The organism is Acinetobacter sp. ANC 5600, assembly GCF_002018395.1.
GTDB lineage: Bacteria > Pseudomonadota > Gammaproteobacteria > Pseudomonadales > Moraxellaceae > Acinetobacter > Acinetobacter amyesii.
This window is the reverse complement of the sequence record NZ_MVKW01000008.1, coordinates 102,052-128,828: the sequence shown is the minus strand read 5'-3', so window position 1 is coordinate 128,828 and position 26,777 is coordinate 102,052. Positions and strand designations below refer to the sequence as shown.

Here is a 26,777-nt window from a genome sequence, read left to right as displayed (position 1 = left end):
CGAAGAGCACTGCTCTGAGATTAGACTAAGCAAGTATCCATAACAGTTGTGCTGGCGACAATAGCAAGAGTGAACCACCTGATCCCTTCCCGAACTCAGAAGTGAAACCTCTTAGCGCTGATGGTAGTGTGGGGTTACCCATGTGAGAGTAAGTCATCGCCAGCTCATTATTCGAAACACCCCCTGACTAGTCCAGGGGGTGTTTTTTTATGTGCGGAGAAAAAGGGAAAGGAAAAAGATAGAGGGGGATACGGAAATTAAGCGTTGGATATCCAACGCTATAAGTTTACATAGAACGATAAAATTATCTTAACTGACGTCGTGCATGCTTTAATGCTGTTCTTAACCCTTCTTCTAAAGTTGGATGATAGAAAGGTTTATCCAAAATTTCATGTATGCTTAGTTCTTCTGAAATCATCCAAGCTAGTAAATGTGCTAAATGTTCAGCTTCTGCACAGAATAGCTCAGCTCCTAATAGTGTATGGTTAATTGTATCCACATATACTTCGGCAGCCCCTTTATTTTTAGCAGCAACAATCGCACGACCTTGTTTTTCGTAAGAAACGAAACCAATGACGAATTCTGTGTTTTTATCTTGTAGTTGCTTATAGCTTTGACCAATAGTTGCCATTTGTGGTGTAGAAAATAAGATGCCTAGAGGGGTTAGCGTCTTGATGGATTTAATTTGTGGAAAGTTTAAACAGTTTTGTACTGTAAATTTACCTTCATGAGCTGCTTCGTGTTGGATAGGGGTATTGGTATGTGCATCACCGACAATAAAAATAGGATAATCAGCTAGTTGCTTTGTATGCGGATTGATCGGTAAATTTTTAATATCTTTAAATTCTGCACTTATACGTTCTAAACCTAAGGTATTTAATAATGTACGTCTGCCAGTTGCAGCTAAAACATAGTCAACTTGTAGCGACTTTTGTACGTTTTCTTCAGTATAGGTTAAATGAACTAGATCGCCTTCAAGAGAGTAATGTTCAGGTAAAATTTCAAACTTTAGCTTTAATTCTTTACTTAACTCTTCCTGTGCGAGCTTTTGTAATATGGGGCTACTCAGGGAGCCAATTTTTCTACTACGTGCAAAAACGGTGGTGTTTACATTGAGGCGTGTTAAAGCCTGTGCTAATTCCAAAGCGATGACGCCACTTCCAATAACTGCAACAGATTTTGGGAGTTGTTCTAATTCGAATATCTGATCTGATGTAATTAATTTATCGCCTAATATTTGTTTTTGTTCTGTATCTATAGCAGGCGTTGTACCTACTGCAAGGATAAATGATTTTGCTTTAAATGTTTGGTTATTTACTTGAATGGTATTTGAATTAATAAATTCAGCTTTTCCTGAAATTTTATGTTGGCTTGGCCAACTTTCAACATCTTTTAAAGTGGCTCGTGTAAAACGATCACGTAAAGTTTGAACATGTTGCATGACGCTAGAGGTATCAATTTCACTTTTGACATCAAGGCCTAAATTATCTGCATTTCCAATTTCGTGCATACGGTTGGCAGTAGAGATGAGTATTTTACTTGGCATGCAACCGACGCGTGCACAGGTGGTGTCCCAAGGACCATCATTAATGATAAGAATATTCTGTGTTTTTTTGATTGCTTCTTTATAGGCTGAAATGCCTGCTGTTCCTGCACCGATAATGATGATGTCGTACATAATATATTTTTTTCAAGTTGCACTTAGACTAGTCTTCCTTATTTAAAGAAAATGTCAATTCCACATATATTTAATTTAAAAATAGAATATTTAAATTTAATTTATAAGCTCATTATTAAGAAGCAATGTTTTAGATTGAAGAGATTTTTTTTAATTTGTTGAAAAACAATAAAAATATATTAATCCCTAAGGTTTCTGCTGATTTTATAGTCGAAAGATGCTTTGAATTATGTGAAAAAGAACACTTTTTAAAATTATTTCGCTATGTAAGTTTTGTTATTCATATTGATTAATTTTGTTAATTTGATTAAATTTTAGCAAAGCCATAAAAGTGTATTTTAGGGCGCTAATTATTAAATAAAACAGTGGGTGTAAGCATGACAATTTTTTCTAATTTAAAGAAATTAGGGGTAAATTCAACCGTATTAGCGACTTCAATAGCTTTGGTTGCATGTGGCGGTGGGGGGAGTGATGGTTATTATAATAATGATGATAATAGTTCATCTAATGGTGGAAATAATTCAACGGGAAATGAATCTACTGACAATTCAGCAGAAGTAGCAGAAAGTTTAAATGTTCTTGAGCTAAAAGACGCAGCGGGTAATGTTATTGTAAGTGCAAATGATAATTCTGTTATTAAGTTTTCTGTGCAAGTTTTAAATAGTGATAAAGGCGGCATTGCGAATAAATCAGTTCGTCTATCTATATCTGACCCAGAAAATATTGGTGTAACTAGTGCAAATTCATTGGTTTCTACGAGTGAAGGTGGTATCTCTACTTTTGATCTTAATATTCCAACCTTAGCTGCTAGTTCAGGTAAGGTACAATTAACAGCTGCTGTTGAAGGTACAACAATCAAGCAGGTATACACGCTTAATATCAGTAAAAAAAGTACAGTAGTAAGTAATTATAATATTAGCATTGAGCAGGGCGTTATTTTAGACTTGCCTAAAGGTTCTGCAACAGTTACTGCGCGTGTAACAGATACTAATGGTGGTGCGAAAGCTAATCAAACCGTTACCTTGGCTTTGCCAGATAATATGATAGGTAAGTTTTCTATTTCTTCAGGTTCTACTTTAGCTACCAACTCACAAGGTGAAGCGAAGTTTACTATTACAGCTAATCCAGATTTAACTGATGCGCAAATGGAAGAACAATTTGCAGCTAAGTCTCAATCACTACAGTTTAAATTAATTGATGAATTTCAAGCACAAAAAACAGTTTCAGGTGCTATTACGTTTAAAGATATTCGTCAAATTGTAATGGTCCAAAAGCTAGAAATTATTAAGGCTGACGCAGCTTTAGCAGCACAAGGTGGTGTAACGACTGTTAAAGTTCGTGCAAAAAATAGTAAGGATGAAGCGCTATCTGGGAAATTAGTCAAGCTTTCATTTACTGATAAGAGTGAAGCATACGGTGTTTCAATTGAACCGAAAGAACAAGTGACGGATGCAAGTGGATATGCAACTTTCACCATTAAATCAAATTCATCTTATCCAATTGCTTTGTCGCAACAAGGAATCAATTTAAAAGCAATATATGCAGATAATGATGAAATCTTCGCTCAAGATACGATTAGTGTAATTACAAATGATACGGATGCAAGCGATCAATTAGCACTACAGCGTTTAGAAGTAGCCTCTTCTTATAAAATTAATGCGAAAGATGATCAAGTTACAATTACCGTTCAAGGTATTAATAACAAAGGTCAAGCTGCAACGAAAGGAAAAGTAACGTTATCTTTAAATAAAGAGGCGACTGCAAATGGTATTACTTTTGATGGTAGTGCTGAGCAAGAGTTCAAAAATGGTTATGTAACTTATACCTTAAAATCTAATGCAAAAACAGAAGCTGCTGTTTCGGCATTAATACAAGCAGGTATCACGGCGACTTTTACTTCAGATAATAACTTGACTAACAGCATTAAAATTGCTGTTGAAGATGAAGCAAAATCTGAGGAAAAAGTAAATTATTTAGCAATTGATCCTATAAATTCTTCTTTTGATCATACTGTTGATCAAAAAATTCAAGTTAAAGTGAAAGCCATTGGCGTTGAAGGAAGTCCATTAAATGGAGAAAGCGTTAAAATTTCTATGCCAAACTTACCTGTAGCTGATTTACAAGTTTTAGGACTAAGTCTTTCGAGTGCTGCAATTAAAAATACATCTAGTGATGGTTATGCGACATTTGAATATTCATATAAGGTGAATAATGCTAATCGTGATCGTCAGTTAGAATTATTAAAGAATGGTATTATTTTGACTGCAACTGCGGGTTCAGTGAGCAGTGCACAACAATCCATTATATTAAATTTTAAAGCACCGACAGAGCAAAACTCGATTGATCTAGATTATTTAGATGTACAAATGCCTGGATCTATTATTGTTTCTCCTGGAGCTGCGGAACAAACTTTACAAGTTAGCGTTAAAGCAATTGGTACAGATGGTAAGGCTTTTGCGAACCAAAAAGTTGGTTTGGGTCTAAACGATGCAGCTTTGGGTAATGGTGTATCACTTTCATCTGCCTCTGGTGTGACAACGGATGCCAATGGTAATGCTGTATTTAGCTTAAAAGTTAAAGCAAATAATGCAACTGAAGCAGCAAATTTAGTTGCAAATGGCATTACAGTCGCTGTACGTGGCAATCGCCTTGATGGTTCAGCTTATACTTTAACGCGTAAAATCGACGTTACTGCCCCCGTTGTTGTACTTCCTAATCTTGCAAATTTGAATTTTGAATACGATATTCAAACTGTTTCGGTATTGGGTGGTGAAGTTAAAGTCAAAGTAAAAGCAATTGATGAGGATGGTAATTTAATACCGAATACCTCATTGTCAATTGCACTTTCTACATTAGCAGGCTCTCGTGTATCACTGTCTGACACTAATTTAAAAACAAATAGTAGGGGTGAGGCTGAGTTTACTGTTCGTGTGTCAGAGGGTGAGTATGATCCAAGTTTGTTAAAAAATGGCATTACTTTTGCTGTCGTTGGTACAAGTCCTAGCAATGGTGATCGTATTCAGCAAACAGGAACAATTCAGGTTGCGATCCCTAAGGATTCTGTAAATCTACGTCTTACAGCCGATAATTCTAGTTTAGAGCTAGGAAAATCTTACCAGTTACAAGTCGCAGTAAAGGATGAGTTGGGAGCGAATACAGGCTATCCAGTTAACCTAACATTAAATAATGAAGCGTTAGCTGCTGGTGTTAAGCTCAGTGCTGACTCAGTTTTAACTTCGGCAAATGGCCAAGTACCAGTCACGATTACTTTACCAAAGGAAATGACGGATGCTGCTAAGCAAGCGTTGTTAACAGCAGGTATAAAAGTTAAAGGCTCGATTACGAATCCAAAAGGTGAAAAATTAGAAGCACTACTTAATTTCACAGTTTATGAAGCGATTAATACCAATAATTTAGAGTTTTCAGTTTCTAAAGAAAATTTAAATGTAGAAGGTGATCGTTCAATTGTTTCAGTACAGTTGACAGATGTTAATGGACAGCCTTTAAGAAATCAGCTTGTGAATTTAGCTGCCAACAATGCAGCAAGCATTATTATTGGTACACCAGGGGGCGGTGGTTCTACAAATACTAGCTTGCCTCAATCAGTCATGACGGATTCTAATGGTAATGCATTCTTCTCTGTAGAAATTGATGGTGCAACAGTTGATGGCGACCTATTGATTGCAAGTGGTATTGAATTAACAGCAACACATATCAATGAAGCTGGTGCTGTAGCAACTCAAATTAAACGGTTAGAAGCCATTAGAACTATTGCACCACCACCTCAAATTCAACCTACACAGTACAGCTTGCGCATTGCTACAAATAAGCAGATGCTAAATGTTCGTGAAGATAGTACTGAGGTTACCGTGACACTTGTTGACCTTAATGGTGGCGGTGTTGCAAATAAGTATGTTGAATTAGCTGTAATAGACCAATTAGTTAATGGTGCTATCATTGAAGGCCCTTCAGGATTGACAACAGATGCAAATGGTCAAGCAACATTTACTGTAAAAGTAGATGAAAATGCACGTAGTAGTGGATATTCGGCTGCAACTTTTGATACCGATAATTTACGTTTAACTGCAACTTATAAAGAATCAGGTTTTACAGATGCTGTACAGGTTCGTATGGTTAATATCGTGCAAGCAGCTGTTGAACAACCTGTTGCTTCAATTGTGATTGGGGTTAATCCAACTGAGATAGGTGTATCAAATGATGGTGTTTATTACACTCGTAACTTGTCGGTAAGTGTTGTTGATTTTGATGGGAAACCATTAGCTAATCAAAAAGTAGAAATGGATATTACGCCTACTACTTATTTCAAAGGTCGATATATTTGGGCATTAGCACCAGAAGTTGGATCACCTAGCCCGAAAGTTAAGTGGGTTGCAGCTGGCGAAAGCTATTATGATGTTGATCCAACCAATACCAATATCTATTACAATGATGATGGTGTTCCAATGGATAATAATGGCACTCCAAATGATGCATCGGATGATGTGGTTATCGCGCCAACTACGAATCCAATTACTGCGTGTTCTGCAGCACCGGAAGGTACGCCAGTAGGTAATACTCCTGTTAAGGTCCCAACTTTCCTAGGTCAAGGAGCTACAGCGACTTACACGACTGATAAGGATGGTAAATTTGACTTTACAATTCGTTATCCGAAAATTTATGCACAATGGTTAAATGTACAAATTGGTGCCTCTTCTGAAGTTGCAACTTTACCTACACGTACAACTTATGGTTTGGGTTTACCATCAGTAACAACTGACTATAGTTCAAATGGTACTTTTGGTCCAAACATAACAAGTCCATACGGTCTGAGCGGTTGTCCTTAATAATTAAAAAAACAGCGCTTCGGCGCTGTTTTTTATTGTAGGGACTGTTCAATTCAAAGTGCAGTCCCGACACTTACACCAACGGTTGGACGTACATTCATAGAATTACACCCTGTTAGCAACAACGTTGTAAATAAAACGGTAAACACGAATTTATTCATTGAGCAAACCTTGAGCCTTAGCTTGATTGAAAAGAGATGTCGAACGAGAACCGCTACGACAAATCATCAAAATGGGTTTAGGAAGCTCATTATAATATTTAGCAAATTCTTTCACGTCTGTTTGAGAAATTTTACCGCTTTGCACAGGTTGATACACAACACTCACATGAGACTTTTCAGCAATGCCTCGTAACTGTAAAACAGTCACTTCATTGCCCGCCTCATTATCTGGTCGGTTTACAATCACAGATTTAAATTTAAGTTGTTTGAGTAAACTTGAAAATTTATCTGTGGTCATTTGCCCTGAGACACTTAAATTTGCATTTAAGGGTTGACTGCTATTATCAGCAAATGTGGGTGCTGAAAAGACGCAAGTTGCGATCAATAAAGCTTTTTGAATGAAAGCCTTAGTCATCCAAAAGATCCATCTGTTTTGCTAGTTGATATAGGTTATTTGAACGATTACCTGTACGGCAGAACATGAGCACTGGCTTTGGCAATTCATTAAAATGATTAGCAAAGTTACGGACATCTAGCTCAGAAATTTGACCTGCAACAACAGGTTGATGAACATAGTCTAAACCAGCGCTACGAGCTGCTTCTTCAATTTGAGCACTGGTTGGTTGCTCAGGACCACCTTCCATGTCAGGGCGGTTATTGATAATCGATTTAAAGCCTTTTTCAACCACTTGCGCTACATGTTCTGGGCCGATTTGACCTGCAAAACCAACATTTTCGCTCATTGAGTCACTCCATAATTTAATTCATAGATTTATGCTTTATGATAGCATTAAGCACAAACTTGAGCAGAATGTTCTTAAATTTTTATAAGCGATTACAACCATAAAATAACGCAATGGAGCGCGTATGCACGCCTATACAGTCGAACCACTGTATGTCAAAAGCGGACAAGATGTTATAGCTGCTGACTTTTATCGTCCAAAATCTGTTGAAAAACCTGCAGTCATTCTCATGGCACATGGTTTGGCGGCATTACGCCAGTTTAAATTAGTGCAATATGCCAAGCGCTTTGTACAAGCGGGCTATGCTGTTGTGTTGTTTGATTATCGCTATTGGGGGGGCAGCACAGGGCGTCCGAGAGAGTTGGTGAATCTTAAAGCTCAACTTGAAGATTGGCGGACCATGATCGATCATTTACAGCAGCGTAAATCGATTGATTCGAGACGCATTGTATTATGGGGAACATCGCTGAGTGGTGGCTATGTACTTAGTTTGGCGGCAGAGCTTAAAAATATTAAAGCGGTGATGGTACAAGTCCCATTTGTCGACGGCGCTGAAAGTGCAAAATTGTATCCCTTACAGCAATTACCTAAAGCGTTAAAATTATCGAGTCAGGACTATATGGGGTCTAAAGTTGGGATGAGTCCAACGACTTTACCCGTAGTTCATCCACATCGATTGTGTTTTTTACAGTCTGAAGATAGTTATGCGGGCTACTTATCGATTGTCAATCCTGATTTTTATTGGAGTGGCGAAATTCCGGCTCGGGCCTTTTTTAAGTTAATCCGTTATCGTCCAATTTTGGATGTCCGGAAAATTAGCATACCTGTACTTTTTATTGCGGCAAAAGAAGATAGTTTGATTCCCATCGAATCAAGCCGAGAAACTGCGACCAATATTGCACCGTATGTGCAATATTATGAGTGGGAAATGCAACATTTTGATATTTATCATGGGCAATGGTTTGAAAAAGCCATGACAACCCAATTAGAATTTTTACATCAACATGTTGGAGTCAGCTAAATGATCGTTGTGTGTCCTGAATGTGGTGCAAAAAACCGTGTACCTGAAGAAAAACTCGAAGTTGGACCTGCATGTGGTCAATGTCATCAAGCATTGATTCCATTGGCTCCCATCGAGTTGAATGAAAAGAACTTTGCAAATTTTATTAGCAATAGTGATTTACCTGTGCTGATTGATTTATGGGCTGAATGGTGTGGCCCATGTAAGATGATGGCGCCACACTTTGCACAAGTTGCAAAATCAAATCCGAAGGTGGTTTTTGCCAAAATTGATACCGAAGCAAACCCTCGATTGAGCGGTGCATTTAATGTTCGCAGTATTCCTACACTGGTTTTGATGAATAAAACCAACGAAATTGCTAGAATAAGCGGTGCAATGCGTGCTGGTGAGTTACAACAATGGCTCAACCAGCAGTTAAATCTACCTCAATAAATGTCAGCGCCAGGAGCTAAAGTGTCAGAAACTCATGTAAAACCTGAAGGAACGCTTTCCCTACAAACCATCGCGATGCCTGCAGACACCAACTGGAGTGGTGATGTTTTCGGTGGTTGGATCGTGTCACAAATGGACTTGGCCGGTGCAATTCACGCAGAGCGTTTCAGTCAAGGACGCTGTGCAACGATTTCAATTAACCAAATGACCTTCCTCGTTCCAGTGAAAGTCGGGGATGTCATCAGTGTATATACCAAAATTTTAAAAGTGGGTAATACCTCTATCCAAATGCAGATTGAAGTTTGGGATAGTCACGACAGTTCACGTGATCCAATTCGCGTAACCGAAGGTGTGTTTACATTTGTCGCTGTCGATGTGAAAGGTGCTAAGCGTCAAATTCCTGCGGATGCAAAAGCTAAATTTGCTGCAGATCAAGCTTAATTAAAGTTAGACGCAAAAAAAAAGCCGCTCAATCGAGTGGCTTTTTTATGAATAGTGACTGAGAAATTAGAACATTGTATTTGAATTGGCACTGGTTTCAGGAATGCTCTGTTGCACATCCCAATGTTCGACGATCTTGCCATTTTCAACACGGAAGATATCAATAATGGCTTCTCCACGGTCTTGATTATTTTGCGTAGAGTGCACATGTAAATAGACCAAATCACCTTCGGCAGCGGCACGTTTGATCTGGTTTTTTGCTTCAGGATTCTGTTTAAAATATTGGGTGAAGTAATCGACAAATGGCGCTTTGCCATCAGGTACATGCGGATTATGTTGAATATATTGATTGCCAATATATCGGTCAGCATATGTCTTAACCTGATGTTTAAGAAAGACACCTTCATAAAAATCAATCACGATTTTCTTATTTTCCGCTGCTTGGCTGGTTTGAATATTGCTATCAGCCGCTTGATTTGGAGTCGTTGGCGTAGGAGGAATATTACTTTGACATGCAGTTAAAAACACCGCCAGGCTGATGAGTGAAAGGGGAATGATTTTTTTCATAAAGTGCTCAATATATTTGTGTAGTGCAAGCATATTGAGCGGAATTACGGTGTATAAATAGTAAAAAACAGTCTTGATTTTGCTGAAATTTAGTAAAACTTATACTTACCTAAAAGTAAGTTTTATTTACATTTATTTATTTTTCAGAGCGGATTTTGCGACCCATGCCCAAAGCATTTCACATTGAATCGGTGCTTCACCAGATTCATCGGTGACGAAGACCTGTACTAAGGTTTCACCTTTTTCTGTACTTTGCATTTGTTGTTGCTGTTCGGGTGTAAGCGTTGCGATGGCTTTCATCCCACCTTGGGTTGGACGTTTAAAATCAACTTTGAAGCTTTTAATCAGGACAATGGCACTGTCTGGGACGTTCATTGCTGTGACAAAGCCTGTGGCTGTTTCTGCGATCAGCGCCATGGCACAGGCATGTACTTGCCCGATATGGTTTTGCATCGCCTTATGATTGGCGATGCTCACCTCAACACGCTCAGGGCTGACATGTTGATAACGAATTTTAGCGGTACCGACCATAGGCACGACGCGACCAAATGCTTGACTTAGCAAACGACTCTGAAGACCTTTCGGTAATTTAGATGATGCGTTTACGATTTTATGTAGGCGGTTTGGTCGTGTCATGTCGTCCTCTATGGCAAATGTAATGCCTTAGTCTTTAAAGTTATTAAATTGAAGCGGCACACCAAACTGTTGCTCTTTTAAGAACGCCATCACTTGTTGCAAAGTGTCACGTTTCTTGTCAGTCACACGAATTTTGTCGCCTTGAATGGAAGATTGCACTTTAATGCCGCTTTCTTTAATGGCTTTATTGATTTTTTTTGCAGTATCAGAGTCAAGACCGTCTTTTAGTTTGATCACTTGAATGACGTTTTTACCAGAAGCCGTCATTTTTTGTGGATCGAGTGCTTGAATGTCGACTTTACGTTTGAAGAAATGATTTTCGAGCATGGTATACACTTGCTCACATTGGAAATCGCTTTCTGTTGAGATTTTGATTTCCTTATTTTTCTCATTTAACTCAATTGAAACGTCTTGACCACGGAAGTCAAAACGCGTCGCAATTTCTTTTTGCGTGTTTTGAACTGCATGATTTACTTCAAAAACTTCTAATTCGGAAACAATATCAAAAGAAGGCATAGATTAGACCTTTACAAAGGGAAAGAATATCTGAGATGCTAGGGATGTTTTCTTCATTTGCCAAGTGTTGTTTACATCAAAAGGAGTGCGCAATGATCCGTAAACAAGAAATTACAACATTTGAGTTCCCAGAAGACTCGATTATCTGGGATGTTCGCGATGCAAGTGCTTATGCTGAAGCACATGTGAAAGGTGCGGTTAACCGACCGATCAACGCATTGTCATCAGATGCACTGACTCAGGTGTCAACGGATCAACCCATTTACATTTTATGTGGTGGCGGAAGTAAAGCTCCACGTGCAGCAGAGTTACTAGAGGGTTTTGACAGCTCACGTGAATATGTAATCTTAATGGGCGGCACGCGTGCTGCTCGTGATGCCGGTCTTCCTTTGGAACAAGGGAAATGAGATCGAATCAAAAAAAGCGCCGAAAGGCGCTTTTTTATTGCAGGTTATTTTTCTTGAGGTGGTGCTGAGGGTACTTGACCTTGAAAATAAGGCTTCTTGTTTTTTTGTTTGGCTTTGGCGCGTCGTATAAAACGTGCTGCATGAATTTTATCGAGTAGCTGTGTTGGAATAGGGCAGGCTTCTTTTAAGACCAGCGCGGCAATGATTTCACTACAGAGCGGGGCATACAGGAAACCTTTAGAACCGAGTCCACTACAGCTATAAATTTGCTGATCTTCATGGACTGCACCAATTACTGGGAAAAAGTCTTTTGTCTGTGCGCGAATTGCGGCACGTCCTTGCCATTGCTCAATCGGTGCTAAGGTTTTGGCAAAGTCAGGGAACACACTGTGGATAAGTTCATAGTTATGCACATGATCTTCTGTGAGAACGTCGGTGTCATCACGGCCGGGATAAAATGACGCGCCCATAATCATCTGTTCGGCATCCAGTTGCATACAATAGCCCCCATAACTATAGGCTGTATGCATATCCATTTGTTGAGCGGGGTTGTTCAACCAACTGACTTGTCCACGAATGGCACGCAGCTCTGGATAATCTGTTTGTAGCCGCATACTGTCACGTGCCGCACAGAGAATGACATGCTCGGCAGATGGAAGCAGCTGATCCTGTGTAAATAGCGCAACGCCATTTTGTTGCTGCTCAATGCGTTGAATATCTGCTTGTAACAATTCAATGTGTGGATGTGCCAAGATTTGGTCACGAAGCTGATGTGGACTGACTGCGCCTGCTTGTTTGAGGAGCAAGGTTGGATATGTTGAGGCTAATTGATTTAGCGTGCCTTCTTCAGCCGCTAATACCTCTGAAGGATAAGCTTGAGCTAAATCAAGGTGCTCTGCTTTATTTTTTAAAATAGATTGGTGAATCTGTAAGGGACGAAATGCCTTGAAGTTTTGATAATGCTTGAGTGCATATAACCAGCTCAAGGTCATCAAATGTTCAGCACTTTGTTCAATTGGACAGAGTTTAGGGTTGAGTAGGGCAAGAGGATTACCCGATCCACCGCTGAGTGGTGCTGATTTCTCGTAAATACGCACTTGATGCCCACGTTGAGCAAATGCCCAAGCACAGCTTAAACCGGCGATGCCAGCGCCAATAATCGCGATTTGACGGGGCTTATGACCTACAGGGATTTCAGGATTTTTTTTTTTCGTCTAAGGTGGGTATGTCAGCAACTACGGATTGATCATCTAACTTTTCAGGTGCGAGCCAAAAAGCTTTGAGCATTTCACGCTTATGCGCAAAGCCACGTGGTCGTGTAATGGTAATACCATGCTCACGTAGGCCGCGTTTCAGTACACCTGCCACACTAAATGAGGCGAAGGTCGTCCCAATGTCCGATAGACGCACGATATTTTTGAGTACGTTTTCTTCCCACATGTCAGGATTACAGGCGGGTGCAAAACCGTCCAAGAACCATGCATTGACCGTAGCAGTTTTTGCCATGACCGGAAAAACGTCATGTGCATCGCCTAACCAAAGATCAATTGAAAAACGTTCTTCTGGAAAATTGAGTCGATGACATCCCGCAATAGGTTCAGGATATTGCGCAATCAGTTGCTGTGCCAAAGGTTGTAATTCAGGCCATGCATTTAATGCACGAATGAGGTCTGCTTTAGATAAAGGGAATTTTTCTACAGAAATGGCATGCAGATGACTGTGATTATCTGGACGAACCTGTTGCCATAATTGCCACAGGGCCAAAATATTTAAGCCTGTACCAAAACCTGTTTCGCCGACACTGAAATATTCAAAATCAGTCAGTGCCGCGAGGCGAGTGTCGAGGTCATTCCCTTTTAAAAACACATGACGTGTTTCGAGCAGGCCGTTATCCTTCGAAAAATACACATCACCAAACTGTTTAGACACTGGAATATCAATGCCATCGATCATTTGCCAATCGAGATCGGCAGTCTGAATTGCACCTGACAAAACTCAAGCAACCTATAAATTGAAGTAGAAAAACGAATTACCATTGACGACGACGTTTGGTATAGACGTAACTGGCCAATAAGAAACCTAAAATCACGCCAACACCTAGCGTGGTCCCACCATATAAAAACATCTGCGCACTACGTTCACTTTGTAGCACTTGTACTTGTACGCCCAAGCTATCATTTTTAAGTTGTAATTCTTGGTTTTGCGCCAAGGCTTCAAGGTTAGCTTTTTCTAGCTGTTGTAAGCGTACAGATTGGTCTTTGACCATCGCTTTGACTTTGGCATCTTGTAGCGCTTTATTTTTTGCCAATTGCTCAATGGTCAATGGATTTGCATCTTGAGGTTGACCATTAGGATTGACGGTTGCCGCCACTTTAATGATGCCCGGTTTATTGGCAGGAATGGTATGCGGCACAGGATTTGGAGGAGGTGTTGCAGTCGTTGCTTGAGCAGCAGGGGCTACAGCAGGTGCAGGAGCCGGTTCTTCAGCCCATGCAGTTGAACAAATTAAAGATAAGCCCAGTAAACTAGAAACAACGACGCGCATGAACCTTATCCTTTAGGAAATGCTTTGTTAAATGGTTTGACATCAATTTGGCCATAAACCCCTTCTTTGAGGAAAGGTTCATCTGCCAACCATTGGTCTAGGGCTTCACGACTATCAAAATCGACAATGATCGTACTGCCATAAAAACCAGCTTGCGGGTTTGCCGGATCTTTAGGCATTGCACCTGCAACAATCAGACGACCTTCATCATCAAGTTTTTGTAGACGTTCAAGATGTTGAGGACGAACCGCAAGGCGCTTTTCCACTGTACCTTCATTATCTGTACAGCTTACGACGAATAATGGCATGACTTTTCCTGATTTTTGACCGAATGGATTATTCTGAGGTCTTAAAGTATTTACGTAATACAATAAACTGAATAATGATAAAGGAAAACATCACGATCATGTCACCAAAAGCAGTGAATTCACCCCAATATTTTCCGTCTGCAAACAAATAAGCGAAAAAGGTGTGTAAACATGACATCACCACGAACATTGCAGCCCAAGCATAGTTCAATCGTTTCCAACCGACAGCGGTTAAATTTAAGACTGGACCAAATAAACGTTCGATGAGTGGTTTCTTATCTTTACTAAATAGTGGAGAAAGTAAAAATGCCCCTGCGAACACTAAGTTCAGTAAAACGGCTTTTAAACGAATATAAAAATCATCGCTTAGCATCAGGGTAATACCACCAAAAATCACGGTCATGAACAACACAATCCATTGTTGTTTATCTAGACGGAATTTTTGCATGACAAACAATGCACCATAAACCACAAGCATGGAAATGATGAGACCTGATGTTGCCACAAGAATGTTATTGTTATCGACACCCCCAGCAGAACCAATCAATTGTAATAATGGGTGCTGCGTATCTTTTGGATCTACAGTTTTATATAAATAAAAGAAAATAATGAGTGGCACAAAGTCTAAAAGTGCTTTCATGTTAGAGTATCTAAATCTGATCAAATAAATGACATAGTATAGAGATGCAAGGCGTAGATTTACATACACACAGTAATATTTCTGATGGTACTTTGTCACCAGAGGCTCTGGTGCAGGCCGCAAGTGCTATTGGAATTCATACGCTGGCTTTGACTGATCACGATACGATGGACGGATTGTTGGCTGCAGAGCAGGTTGCGCATGAATTAAAGCTGCAATTAATCTCTGGTGTGGAGATTTCTAGCCAGTGGTCGAGACCTGCGACCAAAAAAAGTTATGGTGTGCATATCGTCGCTTTAAATATGCAAAATCCTGCGCCCTTACAAGCCTTATTGATGGATCAAAAGCGTATTCGAGCGGAACGTGCTCGGCAGATTTGTGACTTACTGATACCGTTAATTGGTCAAGATATTTATAGCGATGTGGTTGCCAAAGTCGACCATATTCCAGATCGGGTTACACGTACCCATATTGCCAAAACTTTGGTGGAAAAGGGTGTGGTTGCGCGTCCACAACAAGCTTTTGATAAATATATTAAAGAAGGCAAAAAAGCCTTTGTAAAATTTGAAGGTCCGAGTCTTGCTGAAACCATTGAGGTGATTCATGCCAGTGGTGGCTTTGCGGTGTTGGCGCATCCAACGCGTTATGATTTATCTGCGACCAATATTCGTTATTTGATTGAAATCTTTGCTGAAGCGGGCGGTGATGCAGTGGAATTACCACCGGCAATTGAGCCATTATCGACTCGTCAAATGGTGGATCGTATGATTGCTGCCTTTAACTTGAAAGTTTCTGTTGGGAGTGATTTTCATGGTGACAATATGCCATGGATTAAACTCGGCAACATCCCTCGAGTGAAAGAAGGGCAAGTTGGAATCTGGGAGAGCTTTGCTTAAATGCTCTCACTTACATATCTTCGATATACCAAAAAAGTGTACGGCAAAGCTATGTAAGCGAGGGTCTATATGCATTGATTAATTAAAGTAAATTATGATCTTTGGCTTGAATCGGTGGTGGGGTGGGTTTTCCTAAAGTTCCAAGAAGTTCAATTTCAATAGTACGCACCATCGAGTCCAATGGAAGGTCATTGCTTTGTGTACCGAAGGGCTCTTCAATCTCTGAACTCAGCGCATCTAAGCCTAAAAAGGTATAGGCTAAAATTCCGACCAAAAGGGGGGTTGCGAGACCTAAAGTAGAGCCCAAGCTAAAGGGTAAGACAAAACAGAAAAAATAAACGGTTCGATTCAGCAAGACCGAATAAGCAAACGGTAATGGCGTGGTGGCAATCCGGTCACAGCCTGTTTGTACGGTGCTGAGTTCCATCACATGCTGATTCATCTGGGTATAAATAATATCTGAAATTTCACCATCTTTAAGCGCCTGCATCAGCTCCCATTGAATCAAACTCAACGTGTACTGCGGTGCATTGGCTTGTTGGTATAACTGGGTGATGGCATTCGCGCTCATGCCGCTGGTTTCAACCAGTTCAGTGGGATTGGCGGTTTGATGGCGGAGTCGGTCACGTAAAACATTGGCAAAGACGATCACGTGTTGAATCACACGTTCACGACGGCCTTGACTGAGTAAACGGCAGTCACGGTCAAAATGGCGTGCATTGGCAATCAAAATGCCCCATAAACGCCGAGCTTCCCACCAACGGTCATAGCAAGCTGAATTTTTAAAGCCTAAAAAAATCGACAGCACGACACCAATTAGGGTAAAGCCGACCAAAGGAAATTCGGTAAAATGGAAGATATCGACATAGGATAAGCCGCCCACAATGGCAGACAGCAACATAACGATCCCGAGCGGTGGTAAAACCTTAGGTAAAATCGTTCCTCGCCAAGAAAATAGCAGTTTAAAAATACTCGGTTGGTCACGGACGATCATGTTCGAATGATAATTTCTAGTTTTAAAAAATTATGATGATCTTCGGGTTTGCTCAAGCACTTGTCAATAACTGTTTCATGCAGATAAGTGTGCTTGGAGCAAGCCATGTTCAGCAAAGGAAAAACTCCCTTCTGTGGAGATAATGCAATGATCGATCAGTCGAATTTCCACCAGCTGACAAGCCTGCTGAATGAGTCGAGTCAATTCCAGATCGGCAGCAGAGGGTTCTGCACGACCGAAAGGATGATTATGTGCAATGACAATACTGCTGGCGTGTTCAGAAATGGCATAACGCAGCAGTTGATTGATGGAAATTTCACAGGTATTGAGGCTGCCATAAAAAAGTTTTTTAAAGTTTATTTTTCTTAAATGCGCATCTAGACAGAGCACGCCAAAGACTTCTTGACGTTCCGCTAAAAATTCAAAGCGAAGAAAATTTTGTAATTGTTCAGAATGTTGCAATTCTAAGGCTTCATTTTGAAAATGCTGACTCACATAGCGTTTTCCGAGTTCTTTAACCGCCATGAGCTGCGCATATTTACTGTTTCCGATGCCATGAAACTGGCGTAAATCCTCAAGTGACGCATCCATTAGCGCTTGCAACTGACCAAAATGTTGGATCAGGAGTCGTGCGAGTTCGACAGCAGAGTGCTGCTGGGAACCAGAGCGTAGGAAAATAGCCAGTAGCTCAGCATCGGATAAACTTTGTGCGCCTTGTTGAATCAGGCGCTCACGTGGACGCTCTTGTTCAGGCCAATTTTTAATTGAATTATTCATTATTCTTAGACTTTTTTATTATCAGTCAATCGGCTTTTTCGGAGCAGATTGTTGGGTCAGTGCATATTTAATGCTATTGTGAGCGCCACTGCAACAGATAGGTAGCCTGTTCGTGAGCTTTGATTTAAGTGTAATGCCCACAAAAAATATTCTTTTAGGTGTCACTGGTGGTATCGCAGCCTATAAAAGTGCCATTCTTGTCCGTCGATTAAAAGATGCCGGATTTGATGTGCGCGTGGTGATGACTCAAGGCGCGCAAGCCTTTGTGACCCCGCTAACGTTTCAGGCGCTTTCAGGCAATCCTGTGCATACCGAATTACTCAATCCCGAAGCAGAAGCGGGCATGGGGCATATTGAATTGGCACGTTGGGCTGATTTGGTATTGGTTGCTCCTGCAAGTTGCGACACGCTGGCAAAATTTGCGGCGGGTTTAGCAGATGATCTTCTTTCGACACTTTATCTTGCTACAAAAGCACCCGTCTGGGTTGCCCCTGCGATGAATCAGCAAATGTGGGCAGCCAAAGCGACACAGCGTAATTTAAATACACTGGTTGAAGATGGCGTACATGTGATCATGCCCGATGCCGGTTCTCAAGCATGTGGAGATGTGGGCTTAGGACGTATGCCTGAGCCAGAAGATTTGGCGGATCAAGTAACGGCTTATTTTCATCAAGCACAGCGAGCCATTGCTGAAAAATTTGGCATGCTTGCCGGCAAACATGTGGCGATTACAGCCGGTCCAACACGTGAGTCGATAGATCCTGTTCGTTATATTTCCAACCACAGTACAGGTAAAATGGGGTTTGCACTGGCAGCGGCTTGTTATGCAGCTGGGGCTAAAGTAACGCTGATCGCAGGACCCGTCAGTTTAGATACACCAAATGGTGTACGACGGATTAATGTGCAGTCTGCAATTAAAATGTTAGAGACTAGTCTGCAAATGTTAGATGAAGGCTGTGATATTTTTATCGCAACAGCAGCTGTTGCCGATTATCGCGTGGCAGAAGTTGCAGAGCATAAAATCAAAAAAGCTGGCGATGAACTCAATGTGGCTTTAATTAAAAATCCAGATATCGTTGCAACGATTGCGCAGCAGTCAAAACGTCCATTTATGGTGGGATTTGCCGCTGAAACACGCAATGTCGAAGAGTATGCTGCAGGCAAACTTGTGGCAAAAAAACTCGATATGATTGCGTGCAATGATGTCTCACGGAAAGACATTGGTTTTGCTTCTGATGAAAACGCCATGACCGTGTTCTTCGCAGATCAATATCAAATGGAAAAGCGTGATTTAGAGAAAGCGTCAAAACAAGAAATTGCACAGCAATTGGTGGAAGCTATACATGATGCGCTACATCATGAGCCTGAAACGGACGATGAATAATTTCAGTTGATTCCTCAAAATCCCCGCACTGTTCGGGGATTTTTTATGGCGCATTTAAGATGTTTTATTTCAGGATTTATATTGAATAAATCACAATAGGATCGATTTCATATTGAAAATATGAAGGCTAGGAAACCACTACCAAAATGGTCATTTTCAACAAAAATATGTCAGCAAAAGACCAAGGCTGTCAGTGTTTTAAAACAGCAAAAATGCAATTTAAGTGATTGATATCAAAATTAAATATAAAATTGAGAAATCTTGATAATTTGGCTTGTACTGTGTGTTTTATTGGCTATTATGAAGCAAACAATGAGGAATGTTTGGATCGGAATCTGTGATCGGTCTGACTTTTTCATCAAGAATAAATGCATCATGGGGGATGCAATATGTTTCGATGGCTCACCATTTTTTTACTGTTAAGTTTGGCTGGTTGTAGTTATTTTGTCTCGACAGATGAATTATCTCGGCAGATTGAGCAGCAGATGCAGCACGAGTTTGATCAGAATCCAGATTATCGGCAGTACCATTTACGGATTCAAAATATAAAAGTATTAGAACGTAAGGGATTAAGTTTTAAGGCTCAGGCGACGTTGCAATACGATGGTCAGCCTTATACTGTTTTGGTCGATATTTACAAAGATCTGCAAGGTTATGCATGGAAAATAGATGAAGAACAATTTGCCTTCATTGACGAAGCTGAAATCGCAAAATATCAGGCGCAGTTAGATCAAGAGTTGAATCATTTGGTTGAAGAATTGGAACAACCAACCGAAGAAATTGAACCTGTTACATCGACGCCTGAGAGTTACGTGGGTTTGCGTGAGGAAGAAGATCCATCCGATTATCAATGGACTGGCTATGATGATGAACCTTTTCCCAAAGGGAACATTACGGTCAATAGTCATTGAACAATGATGTGACTGTTTAGATGATTTAGCTGAGTTGTGACGATGTTGCTAAACACGTACTTTGTGAGGCATGACGAATAAAAAAGCCCGCAAAATAGCGGGCTTTTACTTTATAGGATTAATCTTCTAAAACGACTTTAGGATGATCACGTAAATAGTCTTCTGTACGTTGCATTGCATCCTTAATATTTTGGATGGCATTTTCCACATCGGCAAAGGTTTTGGCATTGCCACCACTTAAAGCCTGACGCCATTTTCGAGCACCTGGTAGATTTTGGAATAAACCTAAAATATGACGGGTAATGATAGAAAGCGGCGCACCTTCTTCCATGCGTTTAGCAATATATGGCAGCATCTGCTCGATAATATCGAAACGGTTGGGTAGTTCGAGATCCCAAAGCTGACCGATCTCAGCCAATAAGTACGGGTTGTGATAAGCCTCACGGCCAATCATCACGCCATCAACATGTTGTAAATGTTGCTGTGTTTCAGCAAAGGTTTTCACCCCGCCATTAATTTCGATCAATAAATTTGGACGTTCTTGTTTCAGACGATAAACATCTTCATAACGTAAGGGTGGCACATCACGGTTTTCTTTTGGCGACAACCCTTGCAGTAGGGCAATACGGGCATGCACGATAAAATTGTCACAGCCAGTCTTTGCCACGGTATCAACAAAATGCAGCATTTCTTCATAAGACTGCATGTCATCAATCCCGATGCGGTGTTTCACGGTCACTGGAATATCAACAGCATGTCGCATTTCAGCAATACATTCTGCAACCAAATCAGGCTCTGCCATCAAGCATGCGCCAATTTTATTGTTCTGAACGCGGTCACTCGGACAGCCGACATTGAGGTTTACTTCATCATAGCCCCAGTCCTGTGCCATCTTGGTACAGGTCGCTAAATCTTTAGGATTTGAACCGCCAAGCTGTAACACAATCGGGTGTTCTTCGTTGTTATAGTCCAAATGACGATTGGCACCGCCAAATAAAATCGCACCTGTGGTGACCATCTCGGTGTAGAGAATCACATTGGGATTAAATAAGCGTGCAAAGAAACGATAGTCACGAGTCGTCCAATCCATCATTGGCGCAACACTAATTCGTGGTTGAAGTTTATTTTCAATGGGTTGGAGATCAGTCATCAAAAAAACACGCCTTAAAAGAACAAGATGGAAGAACGAAATGGAAAATGGTGAAAAAATTACAAAAGCAGTCCGAAATACGATGAAAAAAACCGCATTTCAAGACGCGCGCAATATTAGCATAAATTGTGGTTTGGGGCATGGTCTTGCTAGCGTGTCATATTCAAGGTCAGGCCAGAAAGAGTCGGAAGTATGGCTTAAGTAATTTAAATTTTTATGTGATTAATCTATAATTTTATAAACTTTATTGTATGGTTTCTCAGCAGATTTAACTGCCTGCCTTTATGTCTTTATTTTCCCAATATCTATTGCAACGCCAGTTTTGTATCTCGTTTGAATATCTAACGACGCAAAAACCGCATTGTGTCCCAACGACATTTGCAGGCTTTCCTGTGTGCATGACATTGGCTGACCGAGTACAAAGTGACACGGATATTGCTCCTTTAGAAGCAATGCAAGACTACCCTCAAAGCATTGAAAAAATTCTGCATTATTCGGGGAAAGGCCGAGATATTTCAGATTTTCAAGCTTTTCTGAAAGATGCTCAGCAGCACGGGGTAGAGAATTTACTCTTGCTCAGTGGCGATAAACTCAAGCAGCATCAGGATGGGGCAAATGATCCTAGCTTACGGAGCCGCTATTTAGAGTCGGTCAATCAAGTCATGGCAGCCAAAGACTTTGGCGGGTTTTATTTAGGGGTAGCATTTAATCCTTTTAAATATGCAGAAGCAGAAAAGGATGCGCAGTATTTTAAACTGAATAAAAAAATTCAAGCTGGCGCTGACTATGTGATTACACAGTTGGGCTTTGACATGGATGTGTTGAGCAGTTACCAACACTATATGCAGCAATACTATCCACATGTACCTGTATTGGCTTGTGTCATGCCGCTGACCTTTACCCGTGCCCGCTTTATGGCCAAGCAAAAAGTCGCAGGCATCGTGCTTTCAGCAGATGTATTAAATTTTTTGCAACAAGAACAGCAAACTGACGCAATACAAGCTGAACAAAATGTCTATGCCCGCTGCGCTTTACAAATATTAATGTGTCAGCATTTGGGCTATGCAGGGGTTCATTTATCGGCCTGTCATAAAGCGGAAGAACAAGAGAAGTTGCAAAAAGCAATTTTGCAATTTGCCACATTAACGTTTGAACAATGTTTAGCAAAATGGAAAATGCTTTGGCGCTCTAGTGTTGAGGTGAACTTCCAGCCGACGGGCGCAAATAACCATAAGGCTCCAGTTGAACAGGTTTTGAAATATAAAAGTATGCATGTCATGCATGAGTTATTTTTTAGTTCAAAACTGGCCAAAGGAGCGGGATCTTATATTTTTTCGGCCAAATTATGGCAAAAACCGAAAGCCGATGCGGCCTTGCTGAAAACAGAATTTATTAGTAAACATGGCATCGTGGGTTGTGAAAGTTGCGGACAATGTCGTTTAGGTGAAACCTTATATATTTGTCCTGAAACCTGTCCTAAAGGATTAGCCAATGGACCTTGTGGTGGTTCCAACCTTGACCGCTGTGAGTTTGAAGACCGTGAGTGTATACACTCGGTCAAAGCGCGGTTGGCGAAAGCCGTCGGTCAAGAAAAAATGCTGAAGCAAGAGCTCATCCCTACCGTTGCAATTGAAACTCGGCACAGTAGTTCTTGGAAAAACTGGTTCGTTCCACCGACATCGCCACCAACAGAACATTAATTCACTTAAAGCATTATTCAGTCTGAAACATTCATACAGGTGAATCTTTCAAGCGCTAATCATTCTAAAAATCAGACGAATAGTCGTATAAAAAAATGAAAAAGATGAAAGAAACAATTAAGATCAACAGCAGATGAAAATCAAAAATTAAAAATAGAAATGTGAAGAATTTGGGGAATACCACATGATGAAACAAACCTGCTTAGGATTAGCTTTAGTTTTTACATTGTCAGGCACAACAGGCTGTTCAGTTGTCATGGCAAGCAAGCAGCCAAACAAGAAAAATACCGAAATGATTCAACAAGGGCTATCTCGTAACTTGGTGATTGCTGAATTTGGCGCACCAATCACCTCTGAATATAAAAATGGCAAACGCTATGAAATTTATACCTTTACCCAAGGTTATTCGACTGCCAGTAAAGTCGGACGTGCATTTTGGCATGGTGCTGCAGATGTGGCGACCGTGGGGTTATGGGAACTTTTAGGAACACCTGCCGAATCCGTTTTTAATGGAAAGAAAATGTCTTATGAATTGATTTTTGATGAAAATGATCTGTTAGAACGTTATACCTATCTCACACAAGATGAAACCAAATAGTTGAATACAGAGATATTTTGATTGCATGCTGGTAAACAATTGCGCTAAGTTCAAATGGTAGAAAAATAAACGAATTATCCATTGGAATTTAGCAGGCATGATGCTACTTGAAGAAATATTCAAAAGTAAAAAGTCGGAACATACCGACCAATTTAATTTACGCATTCATCGAGGTTTAAGTTGGCTGAAAAAGTCGATTGATCTTCAAGATGATCTCGATTTGCAATTTATCAGTTTGTGGGTGTCCTTCAACGCAATATATGCGCAAGACTTACAGATTGCTCAGGACAAGCAAAGCTTAAGGCAGTTTTTATATCTGATTTGCCAACAGGATGCAGAGCATAAAATCTATAATATTTTATGGGAGCGTTTTAGCCAGCCGATACGGTTGTTTTTGGATAATCCCTATGTTTATCAGGGCTTTTGGGATTATCAAAATCAAAAAATTAGCCATGACGCATGCAAAGAGGGCCTGGCGCATGAAAAACAGAAAGTACTACGCGCGCTTAAAGAAAAAGATTCCGTTGATATTTTAATGGTGCTGTTTAATCGCATGTATACGCTACGCAATCAAATGGTTCATGGCGGCGCGACCTATAAAAGTTCGGTCAATCGGAAACAGCTTCAAGACGGCTGCACAATACTGTTGGCACTCTTACCGGTGTTTATGGTGATTCTTTTGGAAAATGCAGAAACCTTGGATTTAGGCAAACCCTTTTATCCTGTGGTGCAGGTCAGTTAATTTTCAAAAACATAAAGCCACAGTAATGTGGCTTTAGAGTAATGATCCATACATTTCATTGTGGATATTTTAGTTGCCGCGCAGTATAGAGTTGATCGATCAAGACAAAAAATCCAGCAACAATGACTAAGGCAATCCCTGTCATGCAGGTGGTGGTCCAGCCGCCATGATGCCATGAAAATACGCCCAAAGCTGAGCCACATGCACCACCGACAAAATAAAAAGTCATGTAAATTGAATTAATTCGAGAGCGTGCAATCGGGTTGAGTTGGAAAATAATATTTTGATTACAGCTATGCACCATTGCCAAACCTAGATTGATTAAACCATAGCCCAAAATATAAAAAGCAAGAGATGATCCACCCAAGTACAGCAGTCCCCAACTGAGGGCTAAGATGCTGCAACCGAGCCAAGTTAATTTTCGATTAAAGCCCAAATCTGCCCAACGCCCAATCCACTGTGTCGATAGCGCACCAAACACACCAACTAAAGTCACAACACCAACCCAAACATCGGCTAATTGAAAAGGTGGCTCAGTCAGTAACATGGCAATGGTGGAAAACAGCATACTCATCGCGGCAAAGACACAGCCCCCAATCAGAGATCGGAAAATTAACCGTGGCTCATGTTTGAGTAATGCGCCCATGGATTGGAAAACTTGGCTGTAGGGCATCCGTGTGATGCTGACCACAGGCAGACGCTTTTTCAGTAAGACGGCTAACACCAACATCAAGAGAGCACTGAGGATGTAAATCGATTTCCAATGAAACAGATAGGACAATAAGCCAGAGAGACTGGTCGATAACAGAATACCGACCAATAACCCACTCATTAAAAAGCCAACAACAGCACCAATTTTTTCGGGTCGTATCGCAACAGTGACCAAAGGGATAAGAACCTGAGCAGCCACTGAAAATAGCCCGGTGATAATGGTTCCAGCCCAAAGCATGTATAGATTGGTCGAAAAAGCACAGAGGGCTAAACCGACAGTTGCACCAAGCATGAGCAGAGGAATAAATTTGGCTTTATTCACAATATCGCCAATCGGCACAATAAAGAGTAGACCCAAAGCATAAGAAATTTGCGCGAAAGTGACGGTTAGTGCCACTTCTGATTGTGAAATTTGAAAGCTTTGTTGGATGGAAGCCACTAAAGGTTGGCAATAATAATTGGCACCCGCACATAAACCACATGCAGCAGCCATAAGCCACAACAGGGTTTTATCATGGCTAATGTCGATCGAGGCTTTCATAAATTGTCCAGATTTTGGGCGGAAGCGTATGCAAAGAATTTGCTGCCACGCTGTTGTGGTCACTATAAGGAAAATCAAACAGGTCTTAAAGTGTTTCTCTGTGAATAGTATCCAAGCTCGCGATTAGGATTTCTTACTGAGACTGATCATCAAGACACCCAGCATATTAAGACCGCAACCGACCCATTGCCATAGGTTTAAATGTTCATTCAACAACGCGACAGCCAGTAAAATCGTTAAAATGGGCCCGATAGAGGCAATCATGGCCGATTGTGCAGCCCCAAGTCGGACGATACTTTGCATCATCAAAATGGTTGGAAGCACAGTAACCAATAGTCCGAGCGCTAAACCATACAGCCAGACTTGACTCGGGAGTTGTTGGAGCAAGGCGATAGGCTGTGGTGTTGCAAATAGAAAATGAATAATCGTCCCAACGCAGGCAATGCTCAGGGCTAGACCGGTAAAGTGTAAAGAACCAAACTTTTGCATGAGGCCTGGCGTGAGTAATAAGTAAATTGCAAATAGCACGGCACTGGCAAAAACCAAACTACAACCGAGCCAAAAGTACTGATCATGTGGTGTGGCATTTTGTTCTTGTAGCATCACTAAAACTGTCCCGCCATAACTTAAAATCAGGGCAAGAATTGTTTTAAAACTTAGTGGCTTTTTGAATAAAACAGCGGAAGCCAGCACGGTTAATGTGGGATATAGGAAAAGTATAATTCGTTCAAGCGAAGCACTGATATACATCAAGCCACGGAAGTCGAGCCAGCTCGAAAAGTAATAGCCGATTAATCCTGAAATGAGTAAGAGCACCCAATCTTTTCGTTGAATCGTTTGATAAGAACGTCGACTCAGCCATGTAATGACCAAGAAAAACGGCAATGCACTCATCATGCGTAAGGCCATGAGGACAGTGGCATCGACAAGAGGAGAAAGTGCATAGGCTTGCTTAATAAAAATTGCTTTGGTACTAAACAAGAAGGCAGCAATCAGCGCAAAAATTGCACCGATGAAGTGCGGACTAAGGTTTCTTGACATAAGTTAAGGTGTGCCTCATGACGACTGAACGAATTCGACAGCATTGTTCCGATAAATTTGAACTGTCATTTTGATTATAAAAAATGCATCGTGTGAGTAAAAATGCAAAAAAAGAATAGTACTTATTCCTTTATACATAAGGGATTGCTACATCAAACATGAAAAACAGCGGAAGAAATGACCAATTTGGTTTTGAATTTTTTAATCTCAACATGACTCGGCAGGTCAAATATATCAGGCTGAAACATTTAAGGTGAAAATTGCACACAAATGGTGCAATAGTGTTTTTTAGGGATAGAAACTCAGTAGCGATATCATGATGCTAAATATTCAAAAAATTATTTTTTTAACTAAAAAGTCAATTCTAAGACTTAAGGCGAAGCATCAAGTGGG

25 protein-coding genes, 1 rRNA gene and 1 pseudogene are annotated in these 26,777 nt (G+C 40.7%); 12 read left to right on the top strand and 15 right to left on the bottom strand.

The window, feature by feature from the left end; genetic code table 11:
• Positions 1-50: 50 nt before the first annotated feature.
• Positions 51-165, top strand: a 5S ribosomal RNA gene (rrf, locus tag B1201_RS14850).
• Positions 166-304: 139 nt separating this feature from the next.
• Here rrf and B1201_RS14845 read toward each other — a convergent pair.
• Positions 305-1,678: a dihydrolipoyl dehydrogenase gene (locus B1201_RS14845; RefSeq protein ID WP_078194209.1), complete on the bottom strand. Its 1,374-nt coding sequence runs from the start codon at positions 1,676-1,678 to the stop codon at positions 305-307.
• A 377-nt stretch (positions 1,679-2,055) separates the two neighbouring features.
• Between B1201_RS14845 and B1201_RS14840 the strand changes: the two genes are divergently transcribed.
• Positions 2,056-6,522, top strand: coding sequence for an Ig-like domain-containing protein (locus B1201_RS14840; RefSeq protein ID WP_078194208.1), 4,467 nt, complete (start codon positions 2,056-2,058; stop codon positions 6,520-6,522).
• 153 nt (positions 6,523-6,675) lie between these two features.
• Here the strand turns inward: B1201_RS14840 and B1201_RS14835 are convergent, their stop codons facing one another.
• Together B1201_RS14835 and B1201_RS14830 are read right to left on the bottom strand one after the other, a co-directional pair.
• On the bottom strand, positions 6,676-7,098 hold the full coding sequence (locus B1201_RS14835; protein ID WP_078194207.1) for a beta-lactamase hydrolase domain-containing protein: 423 nt from the start codon (positions 7,096-7,098) through the stop codon (positions 6,676-6,678).
• Entirely contained in the window at positions 7,091-7,426 is a 336-nt protein-coding gene (locus B1201_RS14830) for a TIGR01244 family sulfur transferase (protein WP_078191321.1), read from the bottom strand. Before B1201_RS14830 ends, B1201_RS14835 begins: the two co-directional genes overlap by 8 nt.
• Positions 7,427-7,550: 124 nt before the next feature.
• Between B1201_RS14830 and B1201_RS14825 the strand changes: the two genes are divergently transcribed.
• From B1201_RS14825 to B1201_RS14815, 3 genes are read left to right on the top strand one after another with little or no spacing between them, the layout of a single operon-like run.
• Positions 7,551-8,447 (top strand): alpha/beta hydrolase, encoded by an 897-nt coding sequence (locus B1201_RS14825; protein WP_078194206.1) that lies wholly within the window; start codon positions 7,551-7,553, stop codon positions 8,445-8,447.
• Positions 8,448-8,879: a thioredoxin TrxC gene (gene trxC, locus B1201_RS14820; RefSeq protein WP_078191319.1), complete on the top strand. Its 432-nt coding sequence runs from the start codon at positions 8,448-8,450 to the stop codon at positions 8,877-8,879.
• A 21-nt stretch (positions 8,880-8,900) separates the two neighbouring features.
• The gene (locus tag B1201_RS14815) at positions 8,901-9,320 is read left to right on the top strand and encodes an acyl-CoA thioesterase (protein ID WP_078191328.1); all 420 of its coding nucleotides are present in this window, start codon (positions 8,901-8,903) and stop codon (positions 9,318-9,320) included.
• A 66-nt stretch (positions 9,321-9,386) separates the two neighbouring features.
• On the opposite strand, the gene B1201_RS14810 is transcribed toward B1201_RS14815, so the two are convergent.
• The 3 genes from B1201_RS14810 to B1201_RS14800 all read right to left on the bottom strand — a co-directional run bounded on the left by B1201_RS14810 (position 9,387) and on the right by B1201_RS14800 (position 11,039).
• The gene (locus tag B1201_RS14810; protein WP_078194205.1) at positions 9,387-9,887 is read right to left on the bottom strand and encodes an ester cyclase; all 501 of its coding nucleotides are present in this window, start codon (positions 9,885-9,887) and stop codon (positions 9,387-9,389) included.
• Positions 9,888-10,019: 132 nt separating this feature from the next.
• Positions 10,020-10,523, bottom strand: a complete 504-nt coding sequence (locus B1201_RS14805; RefSeq protein WP_078194204.1) for a DUF4442 domain-containing protein — start codon at positions 10,521-10,523, stop codon at positions 10,020-10,022.
• 27 nt (positions 10,524-10,550) lie between these two features.
• Complete coding sequence (locus B1201_RS14800) at positions 10,551-11,039, bottom strand: YajQ family cyclic di-GMP-binding protein (RefSeq protein ID WP_078194203.1); 489 nt, start codon at positions 11,037-11,039, stop codon at positions 10,551-10,553.
• 92 nt (positions 11,040-11,131) lie between these two features.
• Between B1201_RS14800 and B1201_RS14795 the strand changes: the two genes are divergently transcribed.
• Positions 11,132-11,446 (top strand): rhodanese-like domain-containing protein, encoded by a 315-nt coding sequence (locus tag B1201_RS14795; protein ID WP_078194202.1) that lies wholly within the window; start codon positions 11,132-11,134, stop codon positions 11,444-11,446.
• 44 nt (positions 11,447-11,490) lie between these two features.
• On the opposite strand, the pseudogene mnmC reads toward B1201_RS14795, so the two are convergent.
• From mnmC to B1201_RS14775, 4 genes and pseudogenes are all read right to left on the bottom strand, one after another.
• A pseudogene (gene mnmC, locus B1201_RS14790) lies at positions 11,491-13,438 on the bottom strand (FAD-dependent 5-carboxymethylaminomethyl-2-thiouridine(34) oxidoreductase MnmC).
• Between the two features lie 37 nt (positions 13,439-13,475).
• Positions 13,476-13,991, bottom strand: coding sequence for a hypothetical protein (locus tag B1201_RS14785; RefSeq protein WP_078191313.1), 516 nt, complete (start codon positions 13,989-13,991; stop codon positions 13,476-13,478).
• A 5-nt stretch (positions 13,992-13,996) separates the two neighbouring features.
• Complete coding sequence (locus tag B1201_RS14780) at positions 13,997-14,299, bottom strand: YciI family protein (RefSeq protein WP_078191312.1); 303 nt, start codon at positions 14,297-14,299, stop codon at positions 13,997-13,999.
• 28 nt (positions 14,300-14,327) lie between these two features.
• Positions 14,328-14,939, bottom strand: a complete 612-nt coding sequence (locus tag B1201_RS14775) for an inner membrane-spanning protein YciB (protein ID WP_078191311.1) — start codon at positions 14,937-14,939, stop codon at positions 14,328-14,330.
• 44 nt (positions 14,940-14,983) lie between these two features.
• On the opposite strand from B1201_RS14775, the gene B1201_RS14770 reads away from it, so the two are divergent.
• A complete protein-coding gene (locus B1201_RS14770; RefSeq protein WP_078194201.1) occupies positions 14,984-15,835 on the top strand; it encodes a PHP domain-containing protein in 852 nt (283 codons plus the stop codon).
• Positions 15,836-15,917: 82 nt separating this feature from the next.
• Here B1201_RS14770 and B1201_RS14765 read toward each other — a convergent pair whose 3' ends face one another.
• Together B1201_RS14765 and radC are read right to left on the bottom strand one after the other, a co-directional pair.
• Positions 15,918-16,829, bottom strand: coding sequence for a bestrophin family protein (locus B1201_RS14765; RefSeq protein WP_078191309.1), 912 nt, complete (start codon positions 16,827-16,829; stop codon positions 15,918-15,920).
• Between the two features lie 75 nt (positions 16,830-16,904).
• The gene (gene radC / locus B1201_RS14760; RefSeq protein WP_078194200.1) at positions 16,905-17,606 is read right to left on the bottom strand and encodes a RadC family protein; all 702 of its coding nucleotides are present in this window, start codon (positions 17,604-17,606) and stop codon (positions 16,905-16,907) included.
• A 112-nt stretch (positions 17,607-17,718) separates the two neighbouring features.
• Between radC and coaBC the strand changes: the two genes are divergently transcribed.
• Positions 17,719-18,990, top strand: a complete 1,272-nt coding sequence (gene coaBC / locus B1201_RS14755) for a bifunctional phosphopantothenoylcysteine decarboxylase/phosphopantothenate--cysteine ligase CoaBC (protein WP_078191307.1) — start codon at positions 17,719-17,721, stop codon at positions 18,988-18,990.
• Between the two features lie 389 nt (positions 18,991-19,379).
• A complete protein-coding gene (locus tag B1201_RS14750) occupies positions 19,380-19,901 on the top strand; it encodes a hypothetical protein (RefSeq protein WP_078194199.1) in 522 nt (173 codons plus the stop codon).
• 118 nt (positions 19,902-20,019) lie between these two features.
• Here B1201_RS14750 and dusA read toward each other — a convergent pair whose 3' ends face one another.
• A complete protein-coding gene (dusA, locus tag B1201_RS14745) occupies positions 20,020-21,051 on the bottom strand; it encodes a tRNA dihydrouridine(20/20a) synthase DusA (RefSeq protein WP_078194198.1) in 1,032 nt (343 codons plus the stop codon).
• 284 nt (positions 21,052-21,335) lie between these two features.
• Between dusA and B1201_RS14740 the strand changes: the two genes are divergently transcribed.
• The 3 genes from B1201_RS14740 to B1201_RS14730 all read left to right on the top strand — a co-directional run bounded on the left by B1201_RS14740 (position 21,336) and on the right by B1201_RS14730 (position 24,091).
• Complete coding sequence (locus B1201_RS14740; protein ID WP_078194197.1) at positions 21,336-22,751, top strand: methylenetetrahydrofolate reductase C-terminal domain-containing protein; 1,416 nt, start codon at positions 21,336-21,338, stop codon at positions 22,749-22,751.
• A 187-nt stretch (positions 22,752-22,938) separates the two neighbouring features.
• Positions 22,939-23,349 (top strand): hypothetical protein, encoded by a 411-nt coding sequence (locus B1201_RS14735; RefSeq protein ID WP_078194214.1) that lies wholly within the window; start codon positions 22,939-22,941, stop codon positions 23,347-23,349.
• Between the two features lie 97 nt (positions 23,350-23,446).
• Entirely contained in the window at positions 23,447-24,091 is a 645-nt protein-coding gene (locus tag B1201_RS14730; protein WP_078194196.1) for a HEPN domain-containing protein, read from the top strand.
• Positions 24,092-24,146: 55 nt separating this feature from the next.
• On the opposite strand, the gene B1201_RS14725 is transcribed toward B1201_RS14730, so the two are convergent.
• Both B1201_RS14725 and B1201_RS14720 read right to left on the bottom strand, forming a co-directional pair.
• Complete coding sequence (locus B1201_RS14725) at positions 24,147-25,343, bottom strand: MFS transporter (protein ID WP_078194195.1); 1,197 nt, start codon at positions 25,341-25,343, stop codon at positions 24,147-24,149.
• 123 nt (positions 25,344-25,466) lie between these two features.
• Positions 25,467-26,384 carry a DMT family transporter gene (locus B1201_RS14720; protein ID WP_078194194.1) on the bottom strand — a complete coding sequence of 306 codons (918 nt, stop codon included), beginning with the start codon at positions 26,382-26,384 and terminating at the stop codon, positions 25,467-25,469.
• Between the last annotated feature and the right edge of the window lie 393 nt (positions 26,385-26,777).

Bases quoted from the DNA above. Each gene is read 5' to 3' on its own strand.
- B1201_RS14730 (WP_078194196.1), top strand. From the start codon at position 23,447: ATGATGCTACTTGAAGAAATATTCAAAAGTAAAAAGTCGGAACATACC.
- dusA (WP_078194198.1), bottom strand. From the start codon at position 21,051: ATGACTGATCTCCAACCCATTGAAAATAAACTTCAACCACGAATTAGT.
- B1201_RS14785 (WP_078191313.1), bottom strand. From the start codon at position 13,991: ATGCGCGTCGTTGTTTCTAGTTTACTGGGCTTATCTTTAATTTGTTCA.
- B1201_RS14735 (WP_078194214.1), top strand. From the start codon at position 22,939: ATGAAACAAACCTGCTTAGGATTAGCTTTAGTTTTTACATTGTCAGGC.
- B1201_RS14770 (WP_078194201.1), top strand. From the start codon at position 14,984: ATGCAAGGCGTAGATTTACATACACACAGTAATATTTCTGATGGTACT.
- radC (WP_078194200.1), bottom strand. From the start codon at position 17,606: ATGAATAATTCAATTAAAAATTGGCCTGAACAAGAGCGTCCACGTGAG.
- B1201_RS14830 (WP_078191321.1), bottom strand. From the start codon at position 7,426: ATGAGCGAAAATGTTGGTTTTGCAGGTCAAATCGGCCCAGAACATGTA.
- B1201_RS14765 (WP_078191309.1), bottom strand. From the start codon at position 16,829: ATGATCGTCCGTGACCAACCGAGTATTTTTAAACTGCTATTTTCTTGG.
- trxC (WP_078191319.1), top strand. From the start codon at position 8,448: ATGATCGTTGTGTGTCCTGAATGTGGTGCAAAAAACCGTGTACCTGAA.
- B1201_RS14840 (WP_078194208.1), top strand. From the start codon at position 2,056: ATGACAATTTTTTCTAATTTAAAGAAATTAGGGGTAAATTCAACCGTA.
- B1201_RS14720 (WP_078194194.1), bottom strand. From the start codon at position 26,384: ATGTCAAGAAACCTTAGTCCGCACTTCATCGGTGCAATTTTTGCGCTG.
- B1201_RS14845 (WP_078194209.1), bottom strand. From the start codon at position 1,678: ATGTACGACATCATCATTATCGGTGCAGGAACAGCAGGCATTTCAGCC.
- B1201_RS14740 (WP_078194197.1), top strand. From the start codon at position 21,336: ATGTCTTTATTTTCCCAATATCTATTGCAACGCCAGTTTTGTATCTCG.
- B1201_RS14825 (WP_078194206.1), top strand. From the start codon at position 7,551: ATGCACGCCTATACAGTCGAACCACTGTATGTCAAAAGCGGACAAGAT.
- B1201_RS14775 (WP_078191311.1), bottom strand. From the start codon at position 14,939: ATGAAAGCACTTTTAGACTTTGTGCCACTCATTATTTTCTTTTATTTA.
- B1201_RS14835 (WP_078194207.1), bottom strand. From the start codon at position 7,098: ATGACTAAGGCTTTCATTCAAAAAGCTTTATTGATCGCAACTTGCGTC.
- B1201_RS14805 (WP_078194204.1), bottom strand. From the start codon at position 10,523: ATGACACGACCAAACCGCCTACATAAAATCGTAAACGCATCATCTAAA.
- B1201_RS14750 (WP_078194199.1), top strand. From the start codon at position 19,380: ATGTTTCGATGGCTCACCATTTTTTTACTGTTAAGTTTGGCTGGTTGT.
- B1201_RS14800 (WP_078194203.1), bottom strand. From the start codon at position 11,039: ATGCCTTCTTTTGATATTGTTTCCGAATTAGAAGTTTTTGAAGTAAAT.
- B1201_RS14780 (WP_078191312.1), bottom strand. From the start codon at position 14,299: ATGCCATTATTCGTCGTAAGCTGTACAGATAATGAAGGTACAGTGGAA.
- B1201_RS14810 (WP_078194205.1), bottom strand. From the start codon at position 9,887: ATGAAAAAAATCATTCCCCTTTCACTCATCAGCCTGGCGGTGTTTTTA.
- B1201_RS14725 (WP_078194195.1), bottom strand. From the start codon at position 25,343: ATGAAAGCCTCGATCGACATTAGCCATGATAAAACCCTGTTGTGGCTT.
- B1201_RS14795 (WP_078194202.1), top strand. From the start codon at position 11,132: ATGATCCGTAAACAAGAAATTACAACATTTGAGTTCCCAGAAGACTCG.